This window comes from Olsenella sp. oral taxon 809 str. F0356 (assembly GCF_000233535.1).
GTDB lineage: Bacteria > Actinomycetota > Coriobacteriia > Coriobacteriales > Atopobiaceae > Olsenella_I > Olsenella_I phocaeensis.
Genome location: NZ_JH376563.1, coordinates 48,949 through 73,204 on the forward strand (window position 1 = coordinate 48,949; position 24,256 = coordinate 73,204).

20 protein-coding genes are annotated in these 24,256 nt (G+C 69.8%); 2 read left to right on the forward strand and 18 right to left on the reverse strand.

Translation table 11 applies throughout. From position 1 onward, the window contains the following. Positions 1-55: 55 nt before the first annotated feature. The 4 genes from HMPREF1008_RS00265 to HMPREF1008_RS00280 form a co-directional block, all read right to left on the reverse strand. The gene (locus tag HMPREF1008_RS00265) at positions 56-1,666 is read right to left on the reverse strand and encodes an ABC transporter substrate-binding protein (protein ID WP_009277837.1); all 1,611 of its coding nucleotides are present in this window, start codon (positions 1,664-1,666) and stop codon (positions 56-58) included. Between the two features lie 163 nt (positions 1,667-1,829). Next, entirely contained in the window at positions 1,830-3,887 is a 2,058-nt protein-coding gene (gene uvrC / locus HMPREF1008_RS00270; protein ID WP_009277838.1) for an excinuclease ABC subunit UvrC, read from the reverse strand. A 1-nt stretch (position 3,888) separates the two neighbouring features. Continuing rightward, positions 3,889-5,061 carry a DegT/DnrJ/EryC1/StrS family aminotransferase gene (locus HMPREF1008_RS00275; protein ID WP_009277839.1) on the reverse strand — a complete coding sequence of 391 codons (1,173 nt, stop codon included), beginning with the start codon at positions 5,059-5,061 and terminating at the stop codon, positions 3,889-3,891. Positions 5,062-5,076: 15 nt separating this feature from the next. Next, positions 5,077-6,348 carry a hypothetical protein gene (locus HMPREF1008_RS00280; RefSeq protein WP_198003123.1) on the reverse strand — a complete coding sequence of 424 codons (1,272 nt, stop codon included), beginning with the start codon at positions 6,346-6,348 and terminating at the stop codon, positions 5,077-5,079. A 228-nt stretch (positions 6,349-6,576) separates the two neighbouring features. Here HMPREF1008_RS00280 and HMPREF1008_RS00285 point away from each other — a divergent pair, with 228 nt between their 5' ends. Continuing rightward, positions 6,577-7,305, forward strand: coding sequence for an aspartate/glutamate racemase family protein (locus HMPREF1008_RS00285; protein ID WP_009277841.1), 729 nt, complete (start codon positions 6,577-6,579; stop codon positions 7,303-7,305). 111 nt (positions 7,306-7,416) lie between these two features. Here HMPREF1008_RS00285 and HMPREF1008_RS00290 read toward each other — a convergent pair whose 3' ends face one another. The 4 genes from HMPREF1008_RS00290 to hisI form a co-directional block, all read right to left on the reverse strand. Then, positions 7,417-8,262 (reverse strand): hypothetical protein, encoded by an 846-nt coding sequence (locus tag HMPREF1008_RS00290; RefSeq protein WP_009277842.1) that lies wholly within the window; start codon positions 8,260-8,262, stop codon positions 7,417-7,419. A gap of 382 nt (positions 8,263-8,644) precedes the next feature. After that, entirely contained in the window at positions 8,645-9,952 is a 1,308-nt protein-coding gene (locus HMPREF1008_RS00295; RefSeq protein ID WP_009277843.1) for an NlpC/P60 family protein, read from the reverse strand. Between the two features lie 254 nt (positions 9,953-10,206). Continuing rightward, complete coding sequence (gene hisE, locus HMPREF1008_RS00300; RefSeq protein WP_009277844.1) at positions 10,207-10,524, reverse strand: phosphoribosyl-ATP diphosphatase; 318 nt, start codon at positions 10,522-10,524, stop codon at positions 10,207-10,209. A gap of 3 nt (positions 10,525-10,527) precedes the next feature. Next, on the reverse strand, positions 10,528-10,974 hold the full coding sequence (gene hisI, locus HMPREF1008_RS00305) for a phosphoribosyl-AMP cyclohydrolase (RefSeq protein ID WP_009277845.1): 447 nt from the start codon (positions 10,972-10,974) through the stop codon (positions 10,528-10,530). Between the two features lie 127 nt (positions 10,975-11,101). Here hisI and HMPREF1008_RS00310 point away from each other — a divergent pair, with 127 nt between their 5' ends. Beyond that, positions 11,102-12,778: an FAD-binding protein gene (locus HMPREF1008_RS00310; RefSeq protein WP_009277846.1), complete on the forward strand. Its 1,677-nt coding sequence runs from the start codon at positions 11,102-11,104 to the stop codon at positions 12,776-12,778. A 75-nt stretch (positions 12,779-12,853) separates the two neighbouring features. On the opposite strand, the gene HMPREF1008_RS00315 is transcribed toward HMPREF1008_RS00310, so the two are convergent. From HMPREF1008_RS00315 to ybaK, 10 genes are all read right to left on the reverse strand, one after another. Next, positions 12,854-13,171: a hypothetical protein gene (locus HMPREF1008_RS00315; RefSeq protein WP_009277847.1), complete on the reverse strand. Its 318-nt coding sequence runs from the start codon at positions 13,169-13,171 to the stop codon at positions 12,854-12,856. Positions 13,172-14,136: 965 nt separating this feature from the next. After that, positions 14,137-14,904 carry an imidazole glycerol phosphate synthase subunit HisF gene (gene hisF, locus HMPREF1008_RS00325; RefSeq protein WP_009277848.1) on the reverse strand — a complete coding sequence of 256 codons (768 nt, stop codon included), beginning with the start codon at positions 14,902-14,904 and terminating at the stop codon, positions 14,137-14,139. Next, a complete protein-coding gene (locus tag HMPREF1008_RS00330; protein WP_009277849.1) occupies positions 14,898-15,674 on the reverse strand; it encodes a HisA/HisF-related TIM barrel protein in 777 nt (258 codons plus the stop codon). The genes hisF and HMPREF1008_RS00330 overlap by 7 nt, the downstream gene beginning before the upstream one ends. Positions 15,675-15,684: 10 nt before the next feature. Further along, a complete protein-coding gene (hisH, locus tag HMPREF1008_RS00335; RefSeq protein ID WP_009277850.1) occupies positions 15,685-16,353 on the reverse strand; it encodes an imidazole glycerol phosphate synthase subunit HisH in 669 nt (222 codons plus the stop codon). Further along, entirely contained in the window at positions 16,353-16,940 is a 588-nt protein-coding gene (gene hisB / locus HMPREF1008_RS00340) for an imidazoleglycerol-phosphate dehydratase HisB (RefSeq protein ID WP_009277851.1), read from the reverse strand. The genes hisH and hisB overlap by 1 nt, the downstream gene beginning before the upstream one ends. Positions 16,941-16,959: 19 nt before the next feature. Beyond that, positions 16,960-18,048, reverse strand: a complete 1,089-nt coding sequence (hisC, locus tag HMPREF1008_RS00345; protein WP_009277852.1) for a histidinol-phosphate transaminase — start codon at positions 18,046-18,048, stop codon at positions 16,960-16,962. 21 nt (positions 18,049-18,069) lie between these two features. Beyond that, positions 18,070-19,485 (reverse strand): histidinol dehydrogenase, encoded by a 1,416-nt coding sequence (gene hisD, locus HMPREF1008_RS00350; RefSeq protein ID WP_009277853.1) that lies wholly within the window; start codon positions 19,483-19,485, stop codon positions 18,070-18,072. After that, positions 19,482-21,155, reverse strand: a complete 1,674-nt coding sequence (gene hisG / locus HMPREF1008_RS00355; RefSeq protein WP_009277854.1) for an ATP phosphoribosyltransferase — start codon at positions 21,153-21,155, stop codon at positions 19,482-19,484. The genes hisD and hisG overlap by 4 nt, the downstream gene beginning before the upstream one ends. Before the next feature lie 864 nt (positions 21,156-22,019). Further along, positions 22,020-23,687, reverse strand: coding sequence for a murein biosynthesis integral membrane protein MurJ (gene murJ, locus HMPREF1008_RS00360; protein ID WP_009277855.1), 1,668 nt, complete (start codon positions 23,685-23,687; stop codon positions 22,020-22,022). A 63-nt stretch (positions 23,688-23,750) separates the two neighbouring features. Further along, complete coding sequence (gene ybaK / locus HMPREF1008_RS00365; RefSeq protein ID WP_009277856.1) at positions 23,751-24,248, reverse strand: Cys-tRNA(Pro) deacylase; 498 nt, start codon at positions 24,246-24,248, stop codon at positions 23,751-23,753. Positions 24,249-24,256: the final 8 nt, after the last annotated feature.

Below are 24,256 nucleotides of genomic sequence, written 5' to 3' on the forward strand. Positions count from 1 at the left end.
GGCAGTACCTGAAGCCCGGGCCCTACCCTCGCGCTGCCTGTTGGGACGGAGCCGACTACTTCGTGGTGGAGACGCCGATCAGCGAGATGCCCGTGGTCCCGATGCCCTTGAAGTCGCTGGAGACCTTGGTGCCGTCGCCGTTGGCGGTGTCACGCCAGGAGCCGGTCGTGGTCTGGACCTGCAGGACGGGATACAGGGGAACGTTCTCGGAGATGAGGTCGAAGCACTGGTTCCAGGTCTTCTGCTGCTCGTCGCCGGTCTGGGAGAGGGCCTGGTCCATCAGCTCGTGGAGCTTCGCGAACTCGGGGGAGTCGTTCCAAACGCAGCGCTTCTGCATCCAGGTGTTGTTGCCGTACCACCAGTTGAGCAGCAGGTCGGGGTCGGCACCGAAGCAGCTGGGGTCACCGGGGGCGAGCAGGAGGTCGTAGGCCTCGCCGCCGTCGATGGCGGCGTAGGTCGCCGCGGAGGTGTCGGTCTGGATCGAGACGTCGAAGCCCAGGGCGTCGAGGTCGTTCTTGATCTGCGTGGACATGGCGACGACCTGGTCGTTGTCGGTGGTGCGCAGGGTGATGGCGCCCGGCGTGATGCCGGCCTCGGCGATGAGGGACTTGGCCTTCTCCTGGTCGTAGGAATAGACCATGGAGGCCTTGTTGTAGTTGGTGAAGGTCTCGGGCAGGTAGCAGGAGGGCGTCGAGGCCATGCCGGCCAGGGCGTTGGAGATCATCTGGTCGTAGTTCAGGGCGTACATGACGGCCTGGCGGACCTTGACGTTGTCCCAGGGGGCCTTCTTGACGTTGAACATCATGAAGCGGGTACCGAAGCCCTGGACGGTGTCGATGGAGAGGCCGGCGCTCTTGAGCTGGTCGATGGAGTCGGCGGGGACGGACTCGCAGATGAGGTCGGTGCCCTCCTGGGCGGCGGTCACGCGGGCGGTGGCGTCCTTCAGGACGTCATAGCGGATCTTCTCGTCCTTGGCGGCGAACTCGCCGTTGTAGTTGGGGTTGGGGACGAGGGTGACGGAGGCGTCGGTGATCTCGTCGTACATCCAGGGGCCGGTGCCGGTGGGCTTCGCGGTCAGGTCCTCGTCGGTCGCGGAGCTGGGGACAACCTTGACGATCGCCAGGCGCTCCTTGAGCAGCGAGAAGTCGGGGAAGGCGGTCTTGACGGTGACGGTGGTGTCATCCTTGGCCTCGATGGAGGCGATGGGGGTGAGCATCGAGACGTAGATGTTGCCCTCGGCGTTGGCGCGCTTGAAGGACGAGACGACGTCCTCCGCCTTGACGTCGGTGCCGTCGGAGAACTTGGCGCCGTCGCGCAGCTTGACCTCGAAGGTGGTGTCATCGACCTTGGTGGGGTCGCCGGCGGCCAGGGCGGCGCGGGTGCTGTAGTCATGGAAGTCGAGCTCGTAGAGGCCCTCAACCACGTTCATGTTGGCACTCAGGGCGAGCGCCGAGGACGTGGTGGACGGGTGGTAGTTCTGGGTCGCGTAGGCGGTGCCCACGGTGAGGGTGCCGCCGGCCGCCTTCTCGCCACCGGCGCTGCTGCCGCCGTTGCTGCCGGAGCCGCCGCCGCAGCCCACGAGCCCCAGGCCCGCGACGGCCGCGACGCCGCTCGAGACGCCGAGGAAGGTGCGACGCGAAAGGTTCTTGCCCATCAGGTCTTTCATGTTCTTGCCTCTCTCCACGCAAACGTGTCCCTTGTTGCGCAGAACGGGGTCGGCGCAACCTCTCGCCCGCTAGCGTATGGCATTTCAGGCATGTTTCGAGATCATCTCCGCCCAGCGGCAAGCGAGGGGCAACGGACGGGGTGGCAGGGGCTTCGGGCGTGGGCTACTCCGACCCGTCCCCTCGCCCCTCTCCGCCGGAAGGCGAACTGGGACCAGGGGCTCCCCCGGCATCCGCCTCCGTCTCGGGCGAGAGGGACGCGCCCTCCCCCTCCCAGGCGTGCACCGTCTGCCAGACCTCCTCGGCCACGGAGCGGGGAAGGCCCTCGACCTCGGCGACCTGGTCGACGCTCGCGGCGCGCAGGCCCTTGAGGGAGCCGAAGCGACGTAGGATGGCCCGCTTGCGCTTGGGCCCCACGCCCTCGACGTCGTCCAGCACCGAGACGGACTGCGCCCTGGTGCGCAGTTCCCGGTGGAAGGTGATGGCGAAGCGGTGGCTCTCGTCCCTCACCTGCTTGATGAGGTAGAGCGAGGGAGAGCCCGAGGGCAGCACCACCGGCGTGTCGTCCCAGGGGACGAAGACCTCCTCGTCCGACTTGGCCAGGCCGCAGACCGGGATGTCGAGCCCCAGCTCCTCGAGCTGGTGAATCGCGGCGGAGAGCTGGGGCTTGCCGCCGTCCACCACGAGGAGGTCGGGAGGCGCCGCGGCGAAGCGCTCGTCCCCCATGTTCTTGGGGCTGTAGCGCCTGCCCAGCACCTCCTCCATGCTTGCGAAGTCGTTGGCCTCGTCGAGCTCGGCGCGGATCTTGAAGCGACGGTACTGGCCCTTGTCGGGCCGGCCGTTGGTGAAGACCACCATGGACGCCACGGTGAAGGCCCCGTGCAGGGTCGAGATGTCGAAGCACTCTATGCGCATCGGCGGTCGCTCCAGGGCGAGCGCGCTCTCGAGCTGGAGGAGGGCCTGGTTGGTGCGCTCGTCGGCGTACCCCGTGCGCACCATGTAGCGCATGAGGGCGTGGCGGGCGTTCCTCTCCGCCATCTGGAGGAGGTGGCTCTTCTCGCCTCGCTGGGGGCGGTGCAAGCGGCAGAGCCTCCCGCGCTTCGCGCTGAGCCACTCGCCCAGGAGCTGCGCGTCGGGCAGCTCGCAGGCGAGGTCGACCTCCTGGGGCACGTCGGCGGTCTCGTCGTAGTAGCGCTTGAGGAAGCCGGCGGCGAGCTCCTGCTCGTCCACGTCCATGCCCTTGTTGAGGATGAACTCGCTGGTGCGGATCGTGCGCCCCTCCCGCACGACGAAGACGCAGGCGCAGCTGATCGTCTCCTCGCGGTAGAAGCCGATGAGGTCGAGGCTCACGTCGCTCGAGAACATGACCTCCTGGCGGTCGTCCAGCCCGCCTATGACGTCGAGGCGCCGCTTGATGCGGGAGGCGCGCTCGAACTCGAGCTCGGCCGCCGCATCGCGCATCTGTTCCTCGAGCTCCTCCACCACCTGTCGTCGCCTCCCCGAGAGGAAGCTCTCCACCTGGCTCACGTGACGTGCGTAGTCCACGGTGGTGATGGCGCCGCAGCAGACGCCGGGCCCGCGACCCACGTGGTAGTCGAAGCAGGGGCGGCCGCGCTCGGCCAGGACCATGTTGGCCACGGCCACGTCGTCGGGGTGGCTCTGGAGGTAGCGACGCGCCCTCTTCCACTCCGCGCAGTTGGCGGAGCAGATGGGGAGCACCTTGCGCAGGGTGTCGATGGTCTCGCGGGCGGCCTGGGCGTCGGTGTAGGGACCGAAGTAGCGGGTCCCCTTGCGGTGGCGCTCGCGGGTGTACTTGATGGCCGGGTATACGTCCGACTCGGTGATGGCTATGTAGGGATAGCTCTTGTCGTCCTTGAAGTCGACGTTGAAGTAGGGGTGGTACTGGGCGATGAGGTTGCGCTCCAGCACCAGCGCCTCGTGCTCGGAGCCCACGACCACGTAGTCGAAGCTGCGCACCACCTGCATCATGAGGGGGATCTTCGCGCGGTCGTCCTGGAGGGTCACATACTGGCGCATGCGGGCGCGGAGGTTCTTGGCCTTGCCCACGTAGATGACCTCGCCCTTGCCGTCCTTCCAGAGGTAGCAGCCGGGGTCGGTGGGGACGAGCTCCACCTGCTCGGCGATGCTGGGCCTGCCGCCCTCGGAGCGGTCTGTGGCGAGAGGCTCCCCCTCGCCCGGCCTTTTGCCCCCACGCGCGGCCATGCTAGCGGACCGCCTCTGCCGCGAGGGTCGCGAGCTGGCGTGCCTGCTCGGGCGTGACGTCGCAGGGAAGCGCCACCGGCCCGCGCGAGAGGCGCTCGGTCACGGGGAGCCCCTCCATGCCGCCGTCGAAGCCATATGCAGCAGGGTCCTCGACGCCGGGGAAGAGGAGCGGGCGGTACCAGGGCACGGCATAGTGCCCCGCCGCGCGCACGCTGGCGAGGAGAGCCTCGGAGCGCCCGGAGTCGGCCAGGAAGACGGGGAGGCGCAGCAGCGGCTGGGCGGGACCTGCGCACACGGCGGCGGGCAGGGCGACTCCCGTGTCGGCAAGGGAGCGCACGTACTCCGTCACGGCCTCTCGTCGCAGGGCCTCCTGGGCGTCGAGCCCCTCCAGGGCCTCCAGGGCCCGGGAGGCTATCCACTCGCCAGGCTGGCAGGGCTCGTGCGAGACGTGGCCCCTCTGCTCCTCGGGTGATATCGCGGCGTCGAAGCTTCCTCGGGCCTCCCAGCGCGCGCGAAGGGCGCGGCGGGGACCGGCGGGCAGGTGGTTGAGCACGCGGATGCGGCTGCGATAGCCCTTGGCGGCCTCCTCGAGCACGGGGTCGATGGGGGGAAGCGAGCCCAGAGCCTCCACCAGGGCGGCCCTGAGCCCGGAGTCCGCCATCCGGGGGCTCACGTACACCGCCCCGCCGAAGTGGGTGGGGAGCATCTTCTCCACCCCGAAGGAGTGGACGGAGACGTCGGCGAGCGGTCGTCCCTCGCCGTCGCGCGCGAGCCTCCCCACGCAGTGGGCGCAGTCCTCGACGAGAAGCGCCCCCGCCGCGTCCGCGGCCTCCCTCAGGGCGAGGTCGCCCGCTGGCTCGAAGATCCCGAAGCTGTGCTGAAGGACCACGGCCCGCGAGCTCGGGCCGAGTCCGAGCCGGGAGGCGTCGAGCGCCAGGCTCGACGCCGAGACGTCCGCGTAGCGCGGGGCGAGCCCGGCCTCGACGATGGGGTCGACGGCGGTGCAGCAGGTCAGGAGCTGCGTCACGACCTCGCCCGCGCCCCGCAGCCGTGCGAGCTCGCGGAAGGCCACGAGCATGCCGTGCCGCGCCCGGTAGGTGAGGAACCAGTCGTCCTCGGAGGTGCCGCTGCGCCGCGCGAGCGCGCGCCTCAGCTCGAGCGACGAGTCCGCCATGTATGCCCCTCTCGCCTAGTCCTCGAGCTCTCGGTGCCCGAAGTGCCTCTTGAAGTCCAGATAGTAATGCGCCCAGAGCTTAGCCATGTTCCAGAGCCTCCGGGGGCTGTCGTCGTGCGCCCCGAAGAGCGTGGTGCCCACCCTGCCCTGGCGCATGAGCTCGAGCGCGCGGTCGCGGCCCGGCCCCTTCGCGGCGTAGCGGCGCACGATGGAGCGGGGCACGCCCACCCAGAGGAACTCGTTGGTGGCGTGGACCGCGGGCCCGCGCCTGCCCTCGACGACGTCCGCCACCACGTGCTCGGCGAGGTTGTAGCCGGCCAGCGTGGTGAAGAAGCTGCTCCTCCCCTGGCGGGGGTTGAAGTCAAGGAGCTTGCAGCTGCCGTCGCGCTCGTCGTACTTCATGTCGATGTTGAAGTAGCCGAAGTAGTCGATGTGGCCCATCAGCCGCTCGACGGAGGCATAGATGCCCTCGTCCGCGTACGAGACGATGGCCGCATAGTTGCCGATGCGCATGGGAGCGCAGTCCTCGAGCACGGGGTGGCCCAGCGAGAGGAGCGATATGGAGCCGTCCTGGCGCACGTAGCCGTTCATGACCCGCATGTTGCCGTCGTCGCCGGGGATGAAGTCCTGGATCACGAGCTGCCCCTGGTAGCCCGAGGCGTAGGCGCGTCGTATGGTCTTGGCCAGCATCTCCCCGTCGTCCAGGACGAAGGCCTTCTTCTGCCCCTGGAAGGGGTGGTCGCGCCACGACGCGGCGTCGGTGGGCTTGAGCGCCACGGGAAATCCGAAGGGAAGCTCGGGCAGCCTGCCTTCGTCCCCGGGACCGATGGTGACCGTGCGGGGGTAGGGCACGCCGGCGCGCTCGCAGAGGGCGTAGAAGCGCGCCTTGTCGTTGAGCTCGTCGAGGACGCCCGGCCCGGAGCAGACGCAGCGATAGACCGGGTCCAGCTCGGCCTTGTGGTTGGAGAGGAGCAGCGAGTAGTCGTCGCCGCAGGGTATGACCAGGGGGATCGTGTCCCTGAAGCCGTCGGCGTCCCCGTTGAGGAGCTCGACGAAGCGCGCGGGGTCGAGGAAGTCGGCGTCACAGCGCTGCTCGATGAACTTCGAGTCGCGCGTGGGGGTGAGGGGGAAGCTGCCGTAGCAGACGCTGGCCACGCCGTAGCGCTCCCAGAAGGCGCGCGCCATGCCGTAGGACCCGATCTCGGTTCCCAGGAGGATGGGCACGAAGGAAGCGGCGCCCCTCTCCCCCATTGCTGACCTGCCACCCTCCACAGCCTGCTCCGCCATCGCGCGCACCCGTCTCTCGTGCTTGTGCCTCGGCCCTGCCCAGGCGGCGCCATGCCACCCGCCTGCCAGCCGCCCGACCCTGCCCGCCCGCGTGGCGCGGGCCTCCGCATATTGTAGGCAGGCTGCGAAGGGGGCAGGGACAGTGCACCGTAGGAACAGAACTCCCTCCCACTCGCCTACAATCGTCCGGATGGGCGAGAGGCGCGTGCGCGCCGGGGAGGAGCCTTCGTGAACAAGCCAATCCTGGGGATCATCGGCGGGGTGGGACCCCTCGCCACCGCCTACTTCATGGAGGCCATCATCAAGAAGACCCCTGCGGCGACCGACCAGGACAATATCCCCATGATCGTCTTCAACGACCCGCAGATCCCCGACCGCACCGCCTACATCCTGGACCACTCGCGCCCCGACCCCCAGCCCGAGATGCGCAAGGTGGCCCGCTGGCTCGAGGACGCCGGTGCCGACTACCTGGCCATCGCCTGCAACACGGCACACTACTTCTATGACGCGATCAGCGACGCGGTGGACGTCCCCGTCCTCAACATCATGGAGGAGACCGCCAAGCACATAGCCCTCGACGTGGGTCGTGGCGGCAGGGTGGGCCTCATGGCGACCGACGGGACGGTCCAGTCCGGCGTCTTCCAGGGCTACCTCGCAGAGCGCGGGCTCGTCGGCGTGGTGCCCAGGGCCCAGACGCAGCGCAGGATCATGTCGCTGATCTACGACGGGGTCAAGGCAAACGCGCCCTACGACCCGGGCGAGCTCTGCGCCATTGCCGAGGAGCTGCGCCAGGAGGGCTGCGACGCCGTCGTGGTGGGCTGCACCGAGCTCTCTGTCATCTACCAGGACCTGGCAGAGCGCCCCACCTGGCTCTACGACTCCCTCGACGTGCTGGCGCAGCGCTGCGTCGACCTCTACCTCTGGGCGCGCGAGCGAGGCGGCGACATCGGCATGTAGGGGCGGCGAGAGACCCGCTCCCGCCGCCCCGCCTGGCCTCCGCCCCGCAGCGACGTCCCGACCACGGACGGAGGCCTCTCCCGCCCGCCCCTAGGGCAGGCGGCTGACGCCCTAGCCCTTCGCGCCGTAGCTGTAGCTGAAGTCGTAGGTGCGCAGGACGTCGTAGTCCTCGTCCATGAGCTCGATCTTGCCGCTGATGTCCTTGAGGGAGGCGAGCTCGTGGCCAACCTCGGCGCCATCATAGAAGGCCTTGCAGTCGACGTAGGTCCCCGGCTTTGTCAGCTCGAAGAGGCCGATGGGCTCGCGCATCTCCCCGTTGATGGAGAAGCTCTCGGACTGCGACCAGATCCTGAGGCTCTTGTCTGAGTTGTTCTTGAAGTTGACCACGAAGCCGGGGTCGCCCGTAAAGTCGACGAAGACCTCGGTCATGCGGATGGTGGCGAGCTCGTCGTCTGCGATGAGGTAGTCCACGGCCTCGCTTGCCTTGTCGTCCGTGCTTCCGCCGCCCTTCGGCATGTCCTCCTTGACGAGGTCGCCCTTCTCGAACACCATCTTGGTGCCGTCCTCGTCGCCCACGAGCTTGCCGTCCTTGAGCTCGAGGCTGCTCGCCGCAGTCTCGCTGTCGTTGATGAGCACGGTCGTGTCGTCCTTGAGGCTCCACTTGAGGTCCTCGACGTCTCCGGCGAGGTCGATCGTCCCCGTGCCGTCCTCGACGAGCGTGATGCGGAAGTAGATCCCCAACCCGGTCATGTCCTCGAGCGTGAGGTCACCCAGGTCCTTGTCGCTGACCGAGACGGCGGTCCAGGTGCCCAGGAAGTCCGCCTTGGGGTCCTTGGAGGGCGCCACCGTCCCCATGCCCTTCGATGCGCCACAGCCCACGAGGGCGACGAGCGCGACGAGAACGACGAGGGCACCCAGCCTCCTTGCCAGGGACGTGCGGATTGACGCGGCGTTCATCTTCCAACCTCCCATCCGTCGGGAACCCCATACCTGCGGGTCGACAGCGCGATGGGCGGGCCCATGGGGGCACGAGTCCCACGGTCGCCTAGGAGCTGGCGCCGCCTGCGCTTGCGGTGTCGGCCTCTGGGCCGATTATCCCATGGACGGTGGCCCCCCGGACTGGTCCCCGCGGCGGGTCGTGCGGCCGGGCGGTTCCGCGAGCCAAGCGGTACGTGGTAGCTCAAGACGGCTAGAAGATGGTGCTGGCCCAGCCGCAGGCGACACGGAGGCAGGCCGTCGCACCATGGCCAGCCACCCGGAAGAAGAAGGGGAGGCCCCGCCGAAGCGAAGCCTCCCCGTGACAAGTCGTTTGCCCGTGACGGCCGTCGCTGCCCGCAGGCTAGACGATCGGGCCGCCGCCCACGAAGCTGCCGGCGGAGTAGTAGACGCTCGTGACCTCGACGCCACCGTAGTTGGAGTGGATCATCTGCCCGTTGCCGATGCAGAGGCCCACGTGGATCGTGGATCCGGTGCCCCCGCCCCAGAACATGAGGTCCCCCGCCTTGAGGTTGGCCTGGTTGGTGGTGAAGCCGCCCCTCTGGAGCACCCAGCCGATCATCGAGTTGTTGTAGCCGTTTGACATGCGCTGGCCGCGGGGGATGCTGTAGCCGGCCTGCCGGTAGGCCCACCACACGATGCCGGAGCAGTCGAACTCCTGGTTGGCGATGGCGTTGCCCGCCCAGGAATAGCTCACGCCCAGCTGCGAGCGCGCCGCGGCGATGACGGCCGAGATGCCCGAGCCGTACGACTCGTCGACCTGCGGGGCGGGCGCGGGAGCGCTGTTGGAACTGGAGTTGGAGCCCGTGCCGGCATCCTGGCCGGACCCGGCGTTCGAGTCATGGCTGGTGTCGCCCTGGCCCTGGGCCTCGCCCTGGTTCGACTCGCCCGACTGGCCGTTTGCGCCCGTCTGCCCACCTGCCTGGGCATCGGACTGTCCGCCGCTCTCACCCTGCTGGGCATCCTGCGCAGCACGCGCGGCGGCCTCGGCGGCAGCCTTCTCGGCAGCGGCCTTCTCCGCGGCCTCGCGCTCTGCGGCGAGCTGGCGCTGGACCTCCTCGGAGAGCCCGTTCACGTACTCCTGCTGCTGCGACTGGAGGCTCTGGATCTGGCTGAAGCTCTGCTCGGACTGGCTGAGCAGCTCCTCCTGCTGGCTCTCCTCCTCCTGGAGGCGGTCCTTCTGCCCCTGCAGCTCGCCCTGGATGGTCCTCACCGCGTTGATGGCGTCGGTCTGGCTGGCCGAGACCTTGTTGGCGTAGTACACGCGCGAGACGAGGTCCTGGAAGTCGTTGGAGCCGAGCACGAACGAGAGGAAGTCGACGCCGCTCTTGTAGTTGGCCGCCATGGTCTGCGAGAGGGTGCCGCGCGCTACGCCGAGCTCCTGCTCCTTTGCGTCGATCTGCGACTGGGTCTCGCTCATTGCCGCACGGGTGTCCTCCAGCGAGGCCTGGGCGTCCTCGAGCTGCGAGAATGCCGTGGCGCACTGGTCCTGGAGCTCGTCCAGGCGCGCGCGGGCGGAGTCGAGCTCGGTCTGGGTCTGGGCGGCGGTGTCCGCCGCGAAGGCGTGGGTCGGGACTGCGGAGAGTGCCAGGGTGAGGGAGAGGCTCAGGGCGACCCCCGACCTGACGACAGCGCGTGTCTTTTCCGTCATCTGTTTCCTCGCAATACTGTCTCTGGTGCGTTGGACGTGCGTTGAGGGCAGCAGTCGCGACCAGTCTATCCCCTTGCGGGAACGGGAGCCACGCCCTGCTGCCGGACGCGAGGAGCGCGCCCGCGACCGGAGGGTCCGGTCGCCATGGTTATCGGGTTAGGTTAACGCAACTCGCACGACGTCAGTTCGTGGTCGCGACCGACTACAAAGAGTCAACATCCAGCCAAAGTAAGGTGGGGGACGCGAAGCCGGCGCTAGCGCTTGCGGGCCTCGAGCTCGCCCGCGAGCTCGCCCAGCCCCACGCCATAGCGCTCGAGCGTGACCAGCAGGTGGTAGACGAGGTCGCCTGCCTCGTAGCGGATGTGGTCGTGGTCGTCGTCCTTGCAGGCCATGATCACCTCGCTGGCCTCCTCGGCGAGCTTCTTCAGCAGCTCGTCTTCCTGGCCGGTGAGCAACCGCGCCGTGTAGGACTCCTCGGGGTCGCTCTCCCAACGGCCGTGGAGCGTGCGGGCAAGCGACTCCAGGGTCTGGCCGATGTCCGCTGCCCGGACGTTCGCGGTTCTCTCGCCCATTGCTCAGTCCTCCCCGTCGGACGGATGGGAATCGCCCGCATCGTGCCTGCCGTCGTCGCCCTCCCACGCGGACGCGCCCATCGGGGCGATGGCGCGGAAGAAGCAGCTCCGGTGGCCGGTGTGGCAGGCCGGGCCAGGGGAGTCGACCTCAAGGAGCAGGGCGTCCGCGTCGCAGTCGACCAGGACGCGACGGACCTTCTGGACGTTTCCGCTGGTGGCTCCCTTGTTCCAGAGCTCCTGGCGAGACCTGCTCCAGAACCAGCTGGTGCCCGTCCCCAGCGTGAGCTCCAGGGACTCTCTGCTCATCCAGGCGAGCATGAGGAGCTCCCCGCTGCCCGCCTGCTGCACCACGGCCGGCACGAGGCCGCGCTCGTCGAAGGCGATGTCGAGCTCGTCCAGGTTGCGGAGCTCGACCCTCTCGCCCGCATAGGTCTGCGATTCCTCGTCCATCGTTCCTCCCTGGCGTCATGTCGCTCCTGCGCGGCGGCGGCACGTCCCGGTGCCGACGCCCGCCTGGGTCACTCTATTACACTTGCAGCCGACGGGAGCAAGGGGTAACGCAGTGGAAAGGAGCCCCATGAGGATCGAGGCCGAGGCAAGCTGCGACGTGCTGGTCGTGGGTGGGGGCATCGCGGGGACCCAGGCCGCGGTCGCCGCAGCGAGGGAGGGGGGCCGCGTGACCCTGGCCTGCGCCGGGCCGACCTTCTCTGGCTCGAGCTTTGCCGGGAGCACCTGGGGCGTGGGCCTCGTGGGGCCGGACGGCGCGGATGACGTGGACGACCTGGCCCGCGCCATCCGCGAGCTGGGCCAGGGCATGGCGGACCCGGTGCTCGCGCGCGCCCTGGCGGCGGGCATCCCCGACGCCGTCGAGAGGCTCGAGTCCCAGGGGGTGGCGCTGCGACGGCCCGCGGACGCCGGCGAGCGGGAGTACGTCCCCTGCTTCGACAGCCACCGCAGGCTCTGGCGCGGCCTGGAGCGCGCGCCCTACCGCGAGGCCGTGGGCAGGGAGCTCGCGCGGCTCGGCGTGGGGCTCCTCCCCCACTGCGAGCTCGTGGAGCTCGTCGAGGAGGGCCAGCGGCGCGTCGACCTGGACGCCATGGCACCGGAGGCGACCGACACGACGCCGGGCGCGGGGGCTGGCATCGCCGGGGTCCTGCTCTTCGACACCAGGGACGGCCGTGCCTTCTGCGTCCACGCCCCCTCCGTGGTGCTCGCCACGGGCGGCTGCGCCGGCCTCTTCGCGGGCTCCCTCGCGGGAGCCGGGACGGACGGCACGGGCCACGCCCTGGCGCTGAGGCACGGCGCCACCCTCACCAACCTTGAGTTCCTCCAGGTCATGCCCACGATCGTCTCGCCCGTGAGGGACGTGGTCTTCAACGAGAAGAGCTTCCGCTGGGCCCGCGTCGACGAGCTCGAGCGCAGGAGACCCGACGACTGGAAACGGCTCCTCGAGCTGCGCGCGGGGCACGGCCCCACCAGCGCGCGCGTTGGTGACCACGACGTGGACCTCGCCCTCGCCTCGCCCCAGGGGGCAGGGCTTCGCTACGAGGGACTTCCCGACCCTCTGCCCGAGTTCGTCGAGTCGTTCTTCTCCTGGCTCGAGGGCCGTGGCGTGGCGCGCGGGGACGAGCTCCGCGTGGGGCTGGCCGCACAGGCGAGCAATGGCGGGATCCTGATCGGGACGGACGCGGGGGTCGTGGGCGTGCCGGGCCTCTTTGCCTGCGGCGAGTGCGCCGGGGGCATGCACGGCGCCGACCGCATCGGCGGCCTGGCGAGCGCGAGCTGCCTCGTGTTCGGACAGGCGGCGGGCGCGGGCGCCGCACGGCGGGCCCTGGGCAGCGAGCGCGTGGCGGCGGCTGGTGCGGGCGAGGCGCTGGAGCTGAGGTCGAGCTCCTCTCCCCTGGCGCCCAAGGCGGCGCGGGAGCTGCGACAGGTCATGGCCGAGGGCTGCCTCTTCCCCCGCGACGCCCATGGCCTGGGACACGTGCTGCACGCGCTGGGAGGGTTGCGCGGGGAGCTCGCGGTGACCTCGACCGCGTCCGTTGACGCGCGTCGCATGGCCCAGACCGCCCAGGTTCGCGCGGAGCTCCTCTGCGCCGAGGTCATGGCCCGCATGATGCTGGAACGCGCCGAGAGCCGCGGGAGCCACTTCCGGGCGGACTTCCCCGAGGAGCGGGACGAGCTCGGGAGTCCCCTGCGAGCGCGGCTGGGTCAGGGCCGGCTGGAGCTCAAACTGGCCGGAGGGTCTTCCTAGGCGGCGCATCGTTCAGAACGCGCCCGAGCCGGCAGGATCTTGCGAACTCGGGCGAGTCCTGAACGGTTGGGGCATCTAGAGAGAGCCTGATGCGGGAAGAACCCAGCTGGGTCGAAGGGAGGGCATCGCATTCCCCTCGTCGTCCCATACATGTCCGAAGGGAAGCAGCGACTCCCTGAGCAGGGTCCTATTGCCCTCCTTGGAAGGGGGCAGCACCAGGTCGCGCCCGCGTAGGTGACGATTCAGCCTCCTTGCGAGCTCGGTCGCAGCCGCCTGGTTTCTAAGCTGGCCAATCCCCACGAGCTCGACTCGCCAGCCGTCGCGCCTGAGGCCAAGGACCCTCGACAGGTCACGCCCAAACTCCCCGTGGTACTCCCTGCCAAGATATTCCATGGCGACCCGCCTCTGAGGCCACGAAAGGTCGGGGGAGCAGCGCAGCTGGCCCCGATCCGTGCGGCGCCGGGGCTCAGCGTCAGCTGGCCGTTGAGGATGGGGCGGGGCAGCCCGTAGCCTCCCCAGCGGGTCGGGAGGCACAGGAGCAGCGCCAGGGAGCTTTCCATGGGCGAGGCGGAACCGTCGATGACGAGCCCCGCCGTGCACCGGGCCTTGGCGACGCCGCGCGTTGCATGCACCGCGTCCAGATAGGCGAGCAGGCCAGCCCTCGAGCAGAGAGGGGGCCTGTCCAGGAAGCCACGGCGGCCCTCCGCCAGGGAGTAGTGCCCGCACAGCTCCATGCCCAGCCGCAGGAGGTCGACGGGAGAATGGCTCCCCGCAAGCTGCAGGAAGCAGAGCTCGGGGACGCAGACGTAGACGTTCGGGGCGAGCTCGGAGAAGCTCCGGCGCGGCAGCTCGCCCGACAGGCAATGGCAACGAACGCCGGAGCCGTTTCGGCGCTGGCCCTGTGACGCGACGAGAAGGTCGACCGGGCGCCCTCGTCGCAAGATTCCCAGATTCCGCAGCGATTCGAGCGTCGCTGACCCGACACGGGCGTCCTCAAGCCCCCTGGTGCAACGTGACGGCGGCCTTCTGCCCCGGGCGGCATGCTCGGCCCAGAACCACAGGGCGCTATGGTGGCTCACGTAGACGCTCGTCCCTCTCCCCTCCTCGTGTCGGGCCTCAAGGTGCCGTCACGATAGGCGGGGGGACCACCACCAACAAGGGCGCGGAGGGTCGTTTCGGCCAACGTGGCCTTGGGTGGCAGCTAGAAGGGCCTGCATGAGTTGGCCAATCGTTCAGAACTCGCCCGAGTTCGCAAGATTCTGCAATCTCAAGCGAGTCCTGAACGGTAGCCACGCGACAAGTTCGCCCCGACGGCGTCCGGCCCGAGGAGGGCCTGGGGAGAGGCGCCTCCCTCCTCCCTAGAAGTCCAGGCGCACGGGGATGCCCTGGGCTGCCATGTACTCCTTGACCTGCCGGATGCTGTAGGTCCCGAAGTGGAAGACGCTCGCCGCCAGCACGGCGTCGGCCTCCCCCTCGATGACGCCCTCGGCGAAGTGCTCCAGGCTGCCCACACCGCCGGAGGCTATGACGGGAATCCGCACGGCACGGGCCACGGCGCGCGTAAGAGCCAGGTCGAAGCCCTCCTTTGTACCGTCCCGGTCCATGCTCGTGAGCAGGATCTCTCCCGCGCCGCGGCGCTCCACCTCGCGCGCCCACTCGATGGCGTCGAGCCCCGTCGCCGCGCGCCCGCCCGCCACATAGACCTCCCAGCGGTCCAGGCTGCCCCGACGTCGGGCGTCGATGGCGCATACCACCGCCTGGCTGCCAAAGGCCGAGGCGGCGGCCGAGACCAGCCCGGGGTCGCGCACGGCCGCGGAGTTGACCGAGACCTTGTCGGCCCCCGCGGCGATCATCCGCCTCATGCCCGCGACGTCCCGGAAGCCCCCGCCCACGGCATAGGGGATGCGCAGCTCCTCGGCCGCGCGGGCGGCAAGGCCCACGGTGGTAGAGCGGTCGTCCGAGGTGGCCGTGATGTCCAGGAAGACCACCTCGTCGGCGCCCTCGCGGTCGTAAGCGCGCGCCAGCTCCACGGGGTCGCCGGCGTCGCGCAGCCCCACGAAGTTGACGCCCTTCACGACGCGCCCGTCCTTCACGTCCAGGCAGGGGATGACCCTCTTGGTCAGCATGCCGGGCCTCCGTCCTCGTTCTGGCGAGAGGGGCCCGGGCACGCGACCGCCAGGGCCTCCTCCAGCGTAAAGCTTCCCTCGTAGAGGGCGCGGCCGACGATGGCGCCCTCCACCACGTCACCACCCGCGTCCGCGAGCGCACGCAGGTCGTCCAGACCTGCAATCCCTCCCGAGGCCACGACGGGGAACCCGACGAGCTCGCCGGCGTGACGGTAGAGCCCCACGTCGATGCCGGTCTGCATGCCGTCGCGCGCCACGTCGGTGAGCACCAGGCGGCGGTATCCCAGGTCCGCGAGCTCGGCCAGGAGCGCGTCCAGGGGCATGCCCGCGCCGTCACGCCAGCCGTTGACGCGCACCATGCCGTCGCGCGCCGCGACGTCCGCGACCACCAGCTCGGCGAAGTCGCGGGCAGCCTGTCGGGCGAAGTCGGGGTCGCGCACCAGGGCCGTGCCCAGGGCGACGCGGCTCGCGCCGGCGGAGGCCAGGCGCTCCAGGTCGGCGAGGGACCTCACGCCCCCGCCCGCGTCCACCCGTATGCCCTCGACGCCGCAGATGCCCTCGATGGCCCGGCGGTTCGCCTCGAGCGCGTCCTCCCCCTCCTGGAATGCGGCGGAGAGGTCCACCACGTGGACCCAGCGGGCGCCACGCGCCGCGAAGTCGCACGCGACGGCGACGGGGTCGTCGGAGTAGACGTCCATGCGCGAGCGCTCGCCCCGCTGCAGGCGCACGACCCTGCCGCCCACGAGGTCTATGGCTGGGAAGAGAATCATGCCAGCTCCCCTATCCTCGTACGACGCTCACGAAGTTCGCGAGCAGCGCACGGCCCGCCCGCGAGGACTTCTCGGGATGGAACTGCAGGCCAAAGACGTTGTCCGACCACACCCCCGAAACGAAGCTGCGCGCGTAGTGGGTGCGCGTCACCACGATGCCCTCGTCCACGTCATCTGCCAGCGCATACGAGTGCGTGAAGTAGAAGTTCGCCCCCTCGGGCACGTCTGCCAGGAGCGGGCAGGCCCGCCCCAGCTCGCTGAAGTGCGCCTGGTCCCAGCCCACGTGGGGCACCTTGAGGCGCTTGGACTCCAGGCGGATCACCGAGCCCTCGAGCACGCCCAGGCCGGGGACCCACTCACCGCCCCAGCTGGAGGGTCCATCCCTCCTCTCGCTCCCTCGCGAGAAGAGCAGCTGCATGCCCAGGCAGATGCCCAGGAAGGGCACGCCGCGACCGATGGCCGCCACGATGGACTGGGCCTGCCCGCTGGCGAGCAGCTGACTCATGGCGTCCTCGAAGGCGCCCACCCCGGGCAGCACCACGCCGGCGGCGCCGTCCACGTCGCGCGCCTCGTCGCTCACCACGACCGAGGCGCCCACCTCGGCGAGCGCCCGCTCCACGCTGCGGAGGTTGCCCTTGTGGTAGTCAACCACGACGATGCGACCCTCTCCGCCGGGCATCAGAGGCTCCCCTTGGTGGAGGGGATGCCCTCGACGCGAGGGTCGGGCTCGACCGCGGCGCGCAGGGCGCGGGCGAAGGCCTTGAAGCAGCACTCGAGCAGGTGGTGGGCATTGCTGCCGGCAAGCTCCCTCAGGTGCAGGGTCATGCCGGCCTCACGGGCGAGGCCCACGAAGAATTCCTGGCCCAGCTCCGTGTCGAAGCTCCCCACCTTCTGCGCAGGAATGGGAAGCTCCCAGTAAAGCTCCCCCCTGCCGCTGAGGTCGATGGCGGCGAGGACCAGGGACTCGTCCATGGGCACCAGGGCGTCACCGAAGCGACGGACGCCCGCCTTGTCCCCCAGGGCCTCCGAGATGGCCCTCCCCAGCACGATGCCCACGTCCTCCACCGTGTGGTGGTCGTCCACCCAGCTGTCGCCCTCCGCCCTCACGCGCAGGTCGACGAGGGAGTGCCTGCCCAGGGCACAGAGCATGTGGTCGAAGAAGCCGACGCCTGTCCGGACGTCGCACTCCCCCGTCCCGTCCAGGTCCAGCTCGACCTGGATCTTCGTCTCGCCCGTGCTGCGGGACACGCTGGCACGTCTCTCCATCGTTCCTCCTTGGGTGTGTCTAGGGGAGAAGCTCCCCCATCGCCTGCAGGAAGGCGTCGTTCTCCTCGGGCGTCCCTATGGTCGCCCGCAGGCAGTCGGCAAGGCCGGGCGCCCGCGAGAAGTCACGGACGAGCACGGAGCGCTCGTCTCGCAGCCGCTCCCAGAGCACGTGCGCCGACGGGACGCGCAGGAGCAGGAAGTTGCCCTGGCTGGGCCAGACCTCGACGCCGCGGCCCGCGAGGCGGCGCAGCCCGTCGAGCACACGGGCGCGCTCGCGGCGGATCAGCTCCACGGACGGGGCGAACTCGTCCCTCCTCCTGACGCAGACCAGGGCAGCTGCCTGCGAGAGCACGTTCACGGAATAGGGCTGGCGCACCGCGTTGAGCGCCGCGACCACGCCCGGCGACGCAAGGACGTAGCCCACGCGGGCACCCGCGAGCGCGAAGGCCTTCGAGAAGGTGTGCAGGACGACGAGGTTGTCGAACTCGCCCAGGAGCGGCTCCGAGCTCTGTCCCGCGTCGGCGAACTCCATGTAGGCCTCGTCCGCCAGCACCAGGCCAGGGCAGGCGCCGCAGAGCTCGCGCACCAATCCGGGTCGGGCCAGGTTTCCCGTGGGGTTGTTGGGAGAGGTGACCACCACCACGCTCGCTCCGCGGGCGGCGTCGACCAGAGCCGCCTCGTCGAGGGAGAAGTCCGCGGGGTCCCGCGGCACGTCGACGACCTCGGTCTCGGCAAGCTCCGCATAGAGGCGGTAGACCGAGAAGGACGGAGGGCAGTCCACGAGGGTGCGCCCGGCGCCGCCGAAGGCCACGAAGAGGTTGAAGAGGAGCTCGTCCCCCCCGTTGCCCACGCAGACGCGCTCGGGCGCCACGCCGTGCCAGAGCGCTATCTCCTGCCTCAGCTCGTCGCTCAGGGGCCGGGGATAGCGGTTGGTCGCCGTGCGGGCGAGCGCCTGTCCCAGCTCTGCGGCCACGCCAGGAGGGAGACCGAGGCCGTTCTCGTTTGCGGAGAGGTTGACGCGGACCGGCGCGAAGGCGGGGTCATAGGGCTCGAGCGCCGCGGCCGAGGGCCTGAGCGCGGACCTGAGGGCGTCGTCGATGGCAGCCATGCCGTCACCTCCCGTGCTTCGTCAGTCGTCGGGGCCCGCGCCACCGAAGCCAGGGAGCAGGACGGGAGCGGGCACATCGAGCTTACGCGGCCAGGCGGTGGACATGGCGTCCTCGCAGGCAGCCGTTACATCGGCGAAATTCTGGCCGCCCCCCTCGAGCAGCCTCCGCCTCAGGCCAACGCTGAGCGCGTGCGCCCAGAGGCCCTCCGCCTGGGCCAGCTCCTGCACGGCGGGTCCGTCTGCCGCGAGGCCCTCGGGCGTGTAGGCGATGACCGAGGAGCGCTTCTGGAAGTCGTAGACGCCCAGGGGGTTGGAGAAGAGCGCGGTGCCTCCGGTGGGAAGCGTGTGGTTGGGCCCGGCGACGTAGTCTCCCAGAGGCTCGGAGCTCCAGGGGCCCACGAAGATGGCGCCGGCGTTGTGCACCCGCCCCAGGAGCGAGAAGGCGTCCCGGCAGTGCAGCTCGAGATGCTCCGGCGCGATGAGGTCAACCGCGTCCAGGGCGGCGTCAAGGCCGTCGCAGACCACGCAGAGCCCGCGCCCGTCCAGCGAGCTGCGGGTAATCTCCTCGCGCGGGGACTGCGCCACCAGGAGCTCCACCGCGGCGAGCACGCGCTCGGGCAGGCCGGCGTCGTCGGTCACCAGGTAGCAGGCGGCCATGGGGTCGTGCTCGGCCTGGGCCATGAGGTCCGCGGCGACGATGGCGGGGTCTGCGGACGAGTCGGCCAGCACGCAGACCTCGGAGGGTCCGGCGACCATGTCTATGCCCACGTCCCCCATCACGTAGCGCTTGGCCGCCGCCACGTAGGCGTTGCCCGGCCCCACGACCTTGGCCACGCGAGGAATGGACTCGGTGCCATACGCGACGGCGGCGACCGCCTGCGCCCCACCCACGGCATAGACCTCGTCGACACCCGCGACGGCTGCCGCGGCGAGCGTGTAGGGCGAGAGTGACCCGTCCCTCTGCGGCGGCGTGACCATGACGACGCGGGGCACGCCGGCCACCTTGGCGGGGATGGCGTCCATGAGCACCGTCGAGGGGTACTGCGCGCGCCCTCCCGGCACGTAGACCGCGACCGAGGGGACGGGCGTCAGCCTGACGCCCAGGATGCTGCCGTCGGGACGGGTGGTGAACCATGACTGCTCGCGCTCGCGCTGGTGGAAGTCCAGGATCTGGTCGTGCGCCTTTCTGAGGGCGGCGAGGAAGCCGGCGTCGACGTGCCCCAGGCTGTCCCGCACCAGCTCGTCCGGCACGCGGAAGGCGCTGGGACAAGCGCCGTCGAAGCGCAGGCAGTACTCGCGCACGGCCTCGTCACCGCGCTCGCGGACGTCGTCCACGATGGCCTCGGCGGCCTCCATGACCTCGCGGGGCAGCGCCCCCGCCCTCTGCAGGTCCTTGCGCGTGAGGCGCGACGCCCCCTCGAGCCTTATGGTCCTCATCGGCTGCTCCCCTCTCCTGACGCCGATACATCCAGGAGCCTCCGCGCGAGGGCGCGGACCCGGGAGTCCGACCTGTAGGCCGCCGACCCCGCGAAGAAGCGGGCGGCGCACTCCATGACCTCGTCCACCACCACGAGGTCGTTCTGCGCCAGGGTCTCCCCCGTCGCGGTGATGTCCACGATGCGGTCGCTCATCCCCACGATGGGCCCCAGCTCAATGTTGCCGTGCAGCTGCACGATGTCCACCTGCTGCCCGATGGACTCGTAGTAGCGCCGGGTGATGCGCGGGTACTTGGTCGCCACGCGCACGCTACCTCGCCAGCCGTAGGCCTCCTCGGCGGCACCGCGCCGGCTCGCCGGCTCCGCCACGACGAAGCGGCAGGCGCCATAGCCCAGGCCCACAAGCTGGACCAGCTCCTCGCCCGCCTCGATGATCGAGTCGTTGCCGCAGATGCCGCAGTCGGCCCCGCCGTTGCCCACGAAGGTCGGGGCGTCCTGCGCGCGCACGATCACGTACTCCACCCCGTCCGCGGAGATCACCAGCCTGCGCCCCGGCTCGCGCAGCTCCCCCACCGGCAGCCCCGCCGCCTCCAGCATCCTGACCGTGGGGGCGAAGAGGCTCCCCTTGGGGACGGCGATCCTGAGCGGACGCTCGGCGCTGCTGCTCGCGCTTGCCACGCCACCCGAGCCGCCCCGCTGCCCCAGGACCTCCTGCAGCGCCTCGAGCGAGAGCGCGAACCCGCAGGCCAGGACGTTGGGTCGGCCGAGGTTGCGCAGGACAGCGTCGTAGCGGCCGCCCGAGGCGAGCGCGTCCGAGCCCAGCTCCGAGTAGCAGCGGAACACGATGCCCGTGTAGTAGTCGAAGGAGTTGAGGATGGAGAAGTCGAAGGCGACCTGCCCGGACCCCAGGAGCTCGTGCAGGCCCTCGGCCATCGCCGCAAGCTCCCCCGTGCCCCTCTCGCCCTCGGGGACCCCCGCCGCCGCCAGGAGCTCGTCCACGCGCGCCACCACCGAGGCGTCGCCCGTCAGCCGCGGGAGCTCGCGCAGGGCGCGGTCGAGCGAGGGCTCGAGCGCGAGCCCGTCCAGATACTCGTCCAGGCCCACGAGGTCCGAGGCATGGACGAGCTCGAGCACGCGAGCGGTCACCTCCTCGGAGGGCGAGCGCCGGGCCAGCAACGCCTGCAGCGGGCGCACCGAGCCGCAGGCCACGTGCCAGGCGGGAACCCCCAGCGCGTCGAGGACCTCTGCCAGGAGCAGGACGAGCTCGAGCTCGGGGCGGGCGCCCTCGAGGTCGAAGAGCTCCACCCCCAGTTGGGTGAGCTGGCGGGGCCTGCCCCCGAGCTCGGACTCCTCACGCACCAGGGGCGCGGCGTAGCGCAGGCGCAGCGGCAGCCCGCCGTCCGGCACGCGGGCCGAGACCAGGCGGGCGATGGGGAGCGTGAGGTCGGGCCGCAGCACCATGAGGCTGCCGTCCGCGTCGATGAGCTGGAAGGGAGAGTTGCGAATCCTTCCCCCGCGCTCGAGCTCCGTCCGCTCCTCGAGCAGCGGGGTCTCGACCGGGAGGTAGCCATGCGACCGGAAGAGGTCTGCCACCCGCGCGCGGATCCTCTCGCGCACCGTCGCCTCGGCGGGCAGGATGTCGCGGAACCCCCGGGGCGTCCGTGCTGCCATGGCGTCCCCCTTCTGGCAGGGATGTGGGTCCTCTCCCCTGCGCTTTATCCGAGTAAAGTGCTTTTGTCGAGAGGTACTTTATCACGATAAAGCGGCGGGAAGACAGGCTTCACCGTCCGGAAACTTTCGTCGACCACACCCGGCACGTGCGCCCTGGCGTCGAATACGCCGTACGCGTGCCAAATTGCCGCCATTACGTCCGGCACGTGCGCCTTTTCTCGACTACGTCCGACGCGCCTCTCGCCTTGCGCCGACCACGTCGAATACGTACCGAATTGCCACCACTACGCCCAACGCGTGCCGAACTACCGCCACTATGTCCAACGCGTCTGAGAGCCTCACGTTTGACGTTTGCCCAGTTGGCGCGCGGCGAAAAAACGCGTTGGACGTAGTCGCGATGTTGCGTGACGCGTCGGACGTAGTCGTGATGGGCCCCGACGCATTGGACGCCTTCGCGGCGACGAACGGCCCGGCAATCGTTTCGACTACGCCAAGCACGCGTCAACCCGCGTCGACAACGTCCGACGCGCGCCAGCCCCTCACAAGTACGCCCAATACGTGTCGATTTGTCCCGACTACGCCAGACGCGTCTTATCGATAGTCACCAACTGGGCAAACGCAGCCGCCCCGCACGCATTGGACGCCTTCGAGCAATATCGAGACGCGTTAGGCGTAGTCGCGATGTTGCATGATGCATTGGGCGTAGTCGCGACGTTGCGTGACGCGTCGGACGTAGTGGCGATGTTGTATGACGCGTTGGACGTAGTCGCGACGTTATGCGACGCGCTGAGCGTGCCCGCGGCGTGAGCCGGCTCGTCGGGCGCAGGCATTCGCAGGCGAGGGCGCGTCGGACGTGGTCGATGGCTAGCCGCGACGGCGGAGCAACCTGCCCAGGATCGCGTTGACGGCGGACATCTCGGGCAGGCGCAGGGCGGCGGCCAGGCCGTAGGTCACGACCAGCGAGGGGATGCCGCCCGCCACCACCAGCACGAGCGCCCCGCGCACGCCGCCCGCGACCAGCGAGGGGACGGCGGCGGAAAGGCCACGCATGACGCCCCAGCCGGCGGCGGCGCCCGCGAGGCCCAGCGCCAGGGAGCGCAACGCAGTGGCCAGCATGCCGCGGATGCCCAGGCCACCGATGGTGCGCCTGAGGTTCCAGAAGGTCACTGCCAGCACGGCGACCATGTAGACCGCAGAGGACCATGCGACCACGTTGAGCCCGAAGGCCGGCGTGAGCGCGAGGCAGATCACGGTCTGGATCGCCGCGGCCACCACGTGCGCGCTGGCATAGAGCCCCATGCGCCTGAGCGACGAGCAGACCTTCTGCAGGTACATGACCACGGCGTAGGGCGCGAGCGAAACCGAGAGCGCCCGCAGGTAGCTCGCGGTCATGTCGATGTCGGAGGCGGAGAACTTGCCCGCGGCCAGCAGCACGACGAGCGGCCGCGCGAAGGCCACAAGGTAGAGGGTGAAGGGCACCATGAAGAAGAGGATGCGGCTCGTCCCCACCGACACGCCGCGCCGGTACGCGTCCATGTCCCCGCGGGCGACGTAGTCCGAGAGCTCGGTGAACATCGCCGTCGTGATGGGGACGGCGAGGATGGCATAGGGCAGGGTGTACCAGAGCCGGGCGTAGTAGCTCACCGAGGCGCCGGCCGCCGTGGCCGAGAGAGACGAGCTGGTCATGACCGAGACCGTCTCGAAGGAGCAGAGCATGACCACCAGCGAGGGCACGCCAATGGAAAGGGTCTCCTTGATTGCAGGGTCATGCAGGTCGAGGTGCAGGCGGATGCGGATGCCATGCCTCGACAGCGACGGGACCTGCATGAGGACCTGGACCGCCACGCCCAGGGGGTTGCCCAGGGCGAGGAGCACGAGCGCAAGCTGCGGGTCGGGCCCCACGAGCCAGGCGTAGACCAGGAAGGAGGCCGTGGTCACGAAGTTGTTGAAGATGGGCGCCGCGCTGGACCAGAAGTAGTCGCGCTCGGCGTTGAGCACGCCGGAGAGGATCGACGAGAGCGCGTAGAGCACGACCTCGATGACGAAGAAGCGGAAGAAGTAGACGGCGAGCTCGCTGTCGAAGTCGGAGCTCGCACTGAACGACTGGGTCCACACCACCTGGCTCGCGAAGACGAAGCCCAGGGCGCAGATCGCCCCCATGAGGATGAGGACGATCGTGACCAGGTTGGAGGTGTAGGCGTTGGCGCCCTCCCGCCCCAGGCGCTTCTTCACCGAGAGGTAGACCGGCAGGAAGGCCGTCACCAGCATGCCGCCCACCACGATCTCGTACAGCTGGTTGGGGAGGTTGTTCGCCACGGAGTAGCAGCTCGCCGTGACGGTGACGCCCAGCGCGTAGGCCTGGCCCCAGGTGCGGAAGAAGCCCGTGAGGCGGCTCACGATGACGAGGGCGCTCATGAGGGCGGCGGAGCGACCGACCTGCGCCTCTCGGTCCTGGGGCTCGACGCCGGCGGCGGGCTCCGCCGGGTAGAGCTGGGGCCGGGGGCTCGTGGGCGTTGCCATGTGCTTGGGCATTGCTAGCTCCTTGTCTGGGCCAGGCCGCTCCTGCGGGCCCCGCAGGCGTCCGGGTCGTGCCGCCTAGCGGCAGATGTCTGCGAACTTCGCCTTGGTGAAGGCGGCGAGGTCGAGGGGGTCGAGGCGCAGGCTGAGGCCGCGCCTCCCGCCCGAGATGCCTACGTCGTCGAAGAGCTGGGCACACTCGTCGATGAGGGTCGGGAAGGGCTTCCTCATGCCCACCGGCGAGCAGCCGCCACGGACGTAGCCGGTCACGGCCTCGAGGTCGCGCACGTGCATCATCGAGAGAGACTTCTCCCCCGCCGCTGCCGCCGCCTTCTTGAGGTCGAGCTCCTCGGCGACCGGGATGCAACAGACCACGTGCCCGCCCGAGGGTGTCACCGTTACCAGGGTCTTGAAGGAGGAGTCGACGTCCTCCCCCAGGGCCTCGCTGATGCGGACGCCCACGCCGGACGAGAGGTCCTCCCCGTCGGAGTCGTAGGCAAGGCAAGTGTAGGCGACTCCCGCGCGCTCGAGCTCGCGCATGGCGTTGGTCTTCGCGACCTTCTCCCGCTTTGCCACGTCCCTCT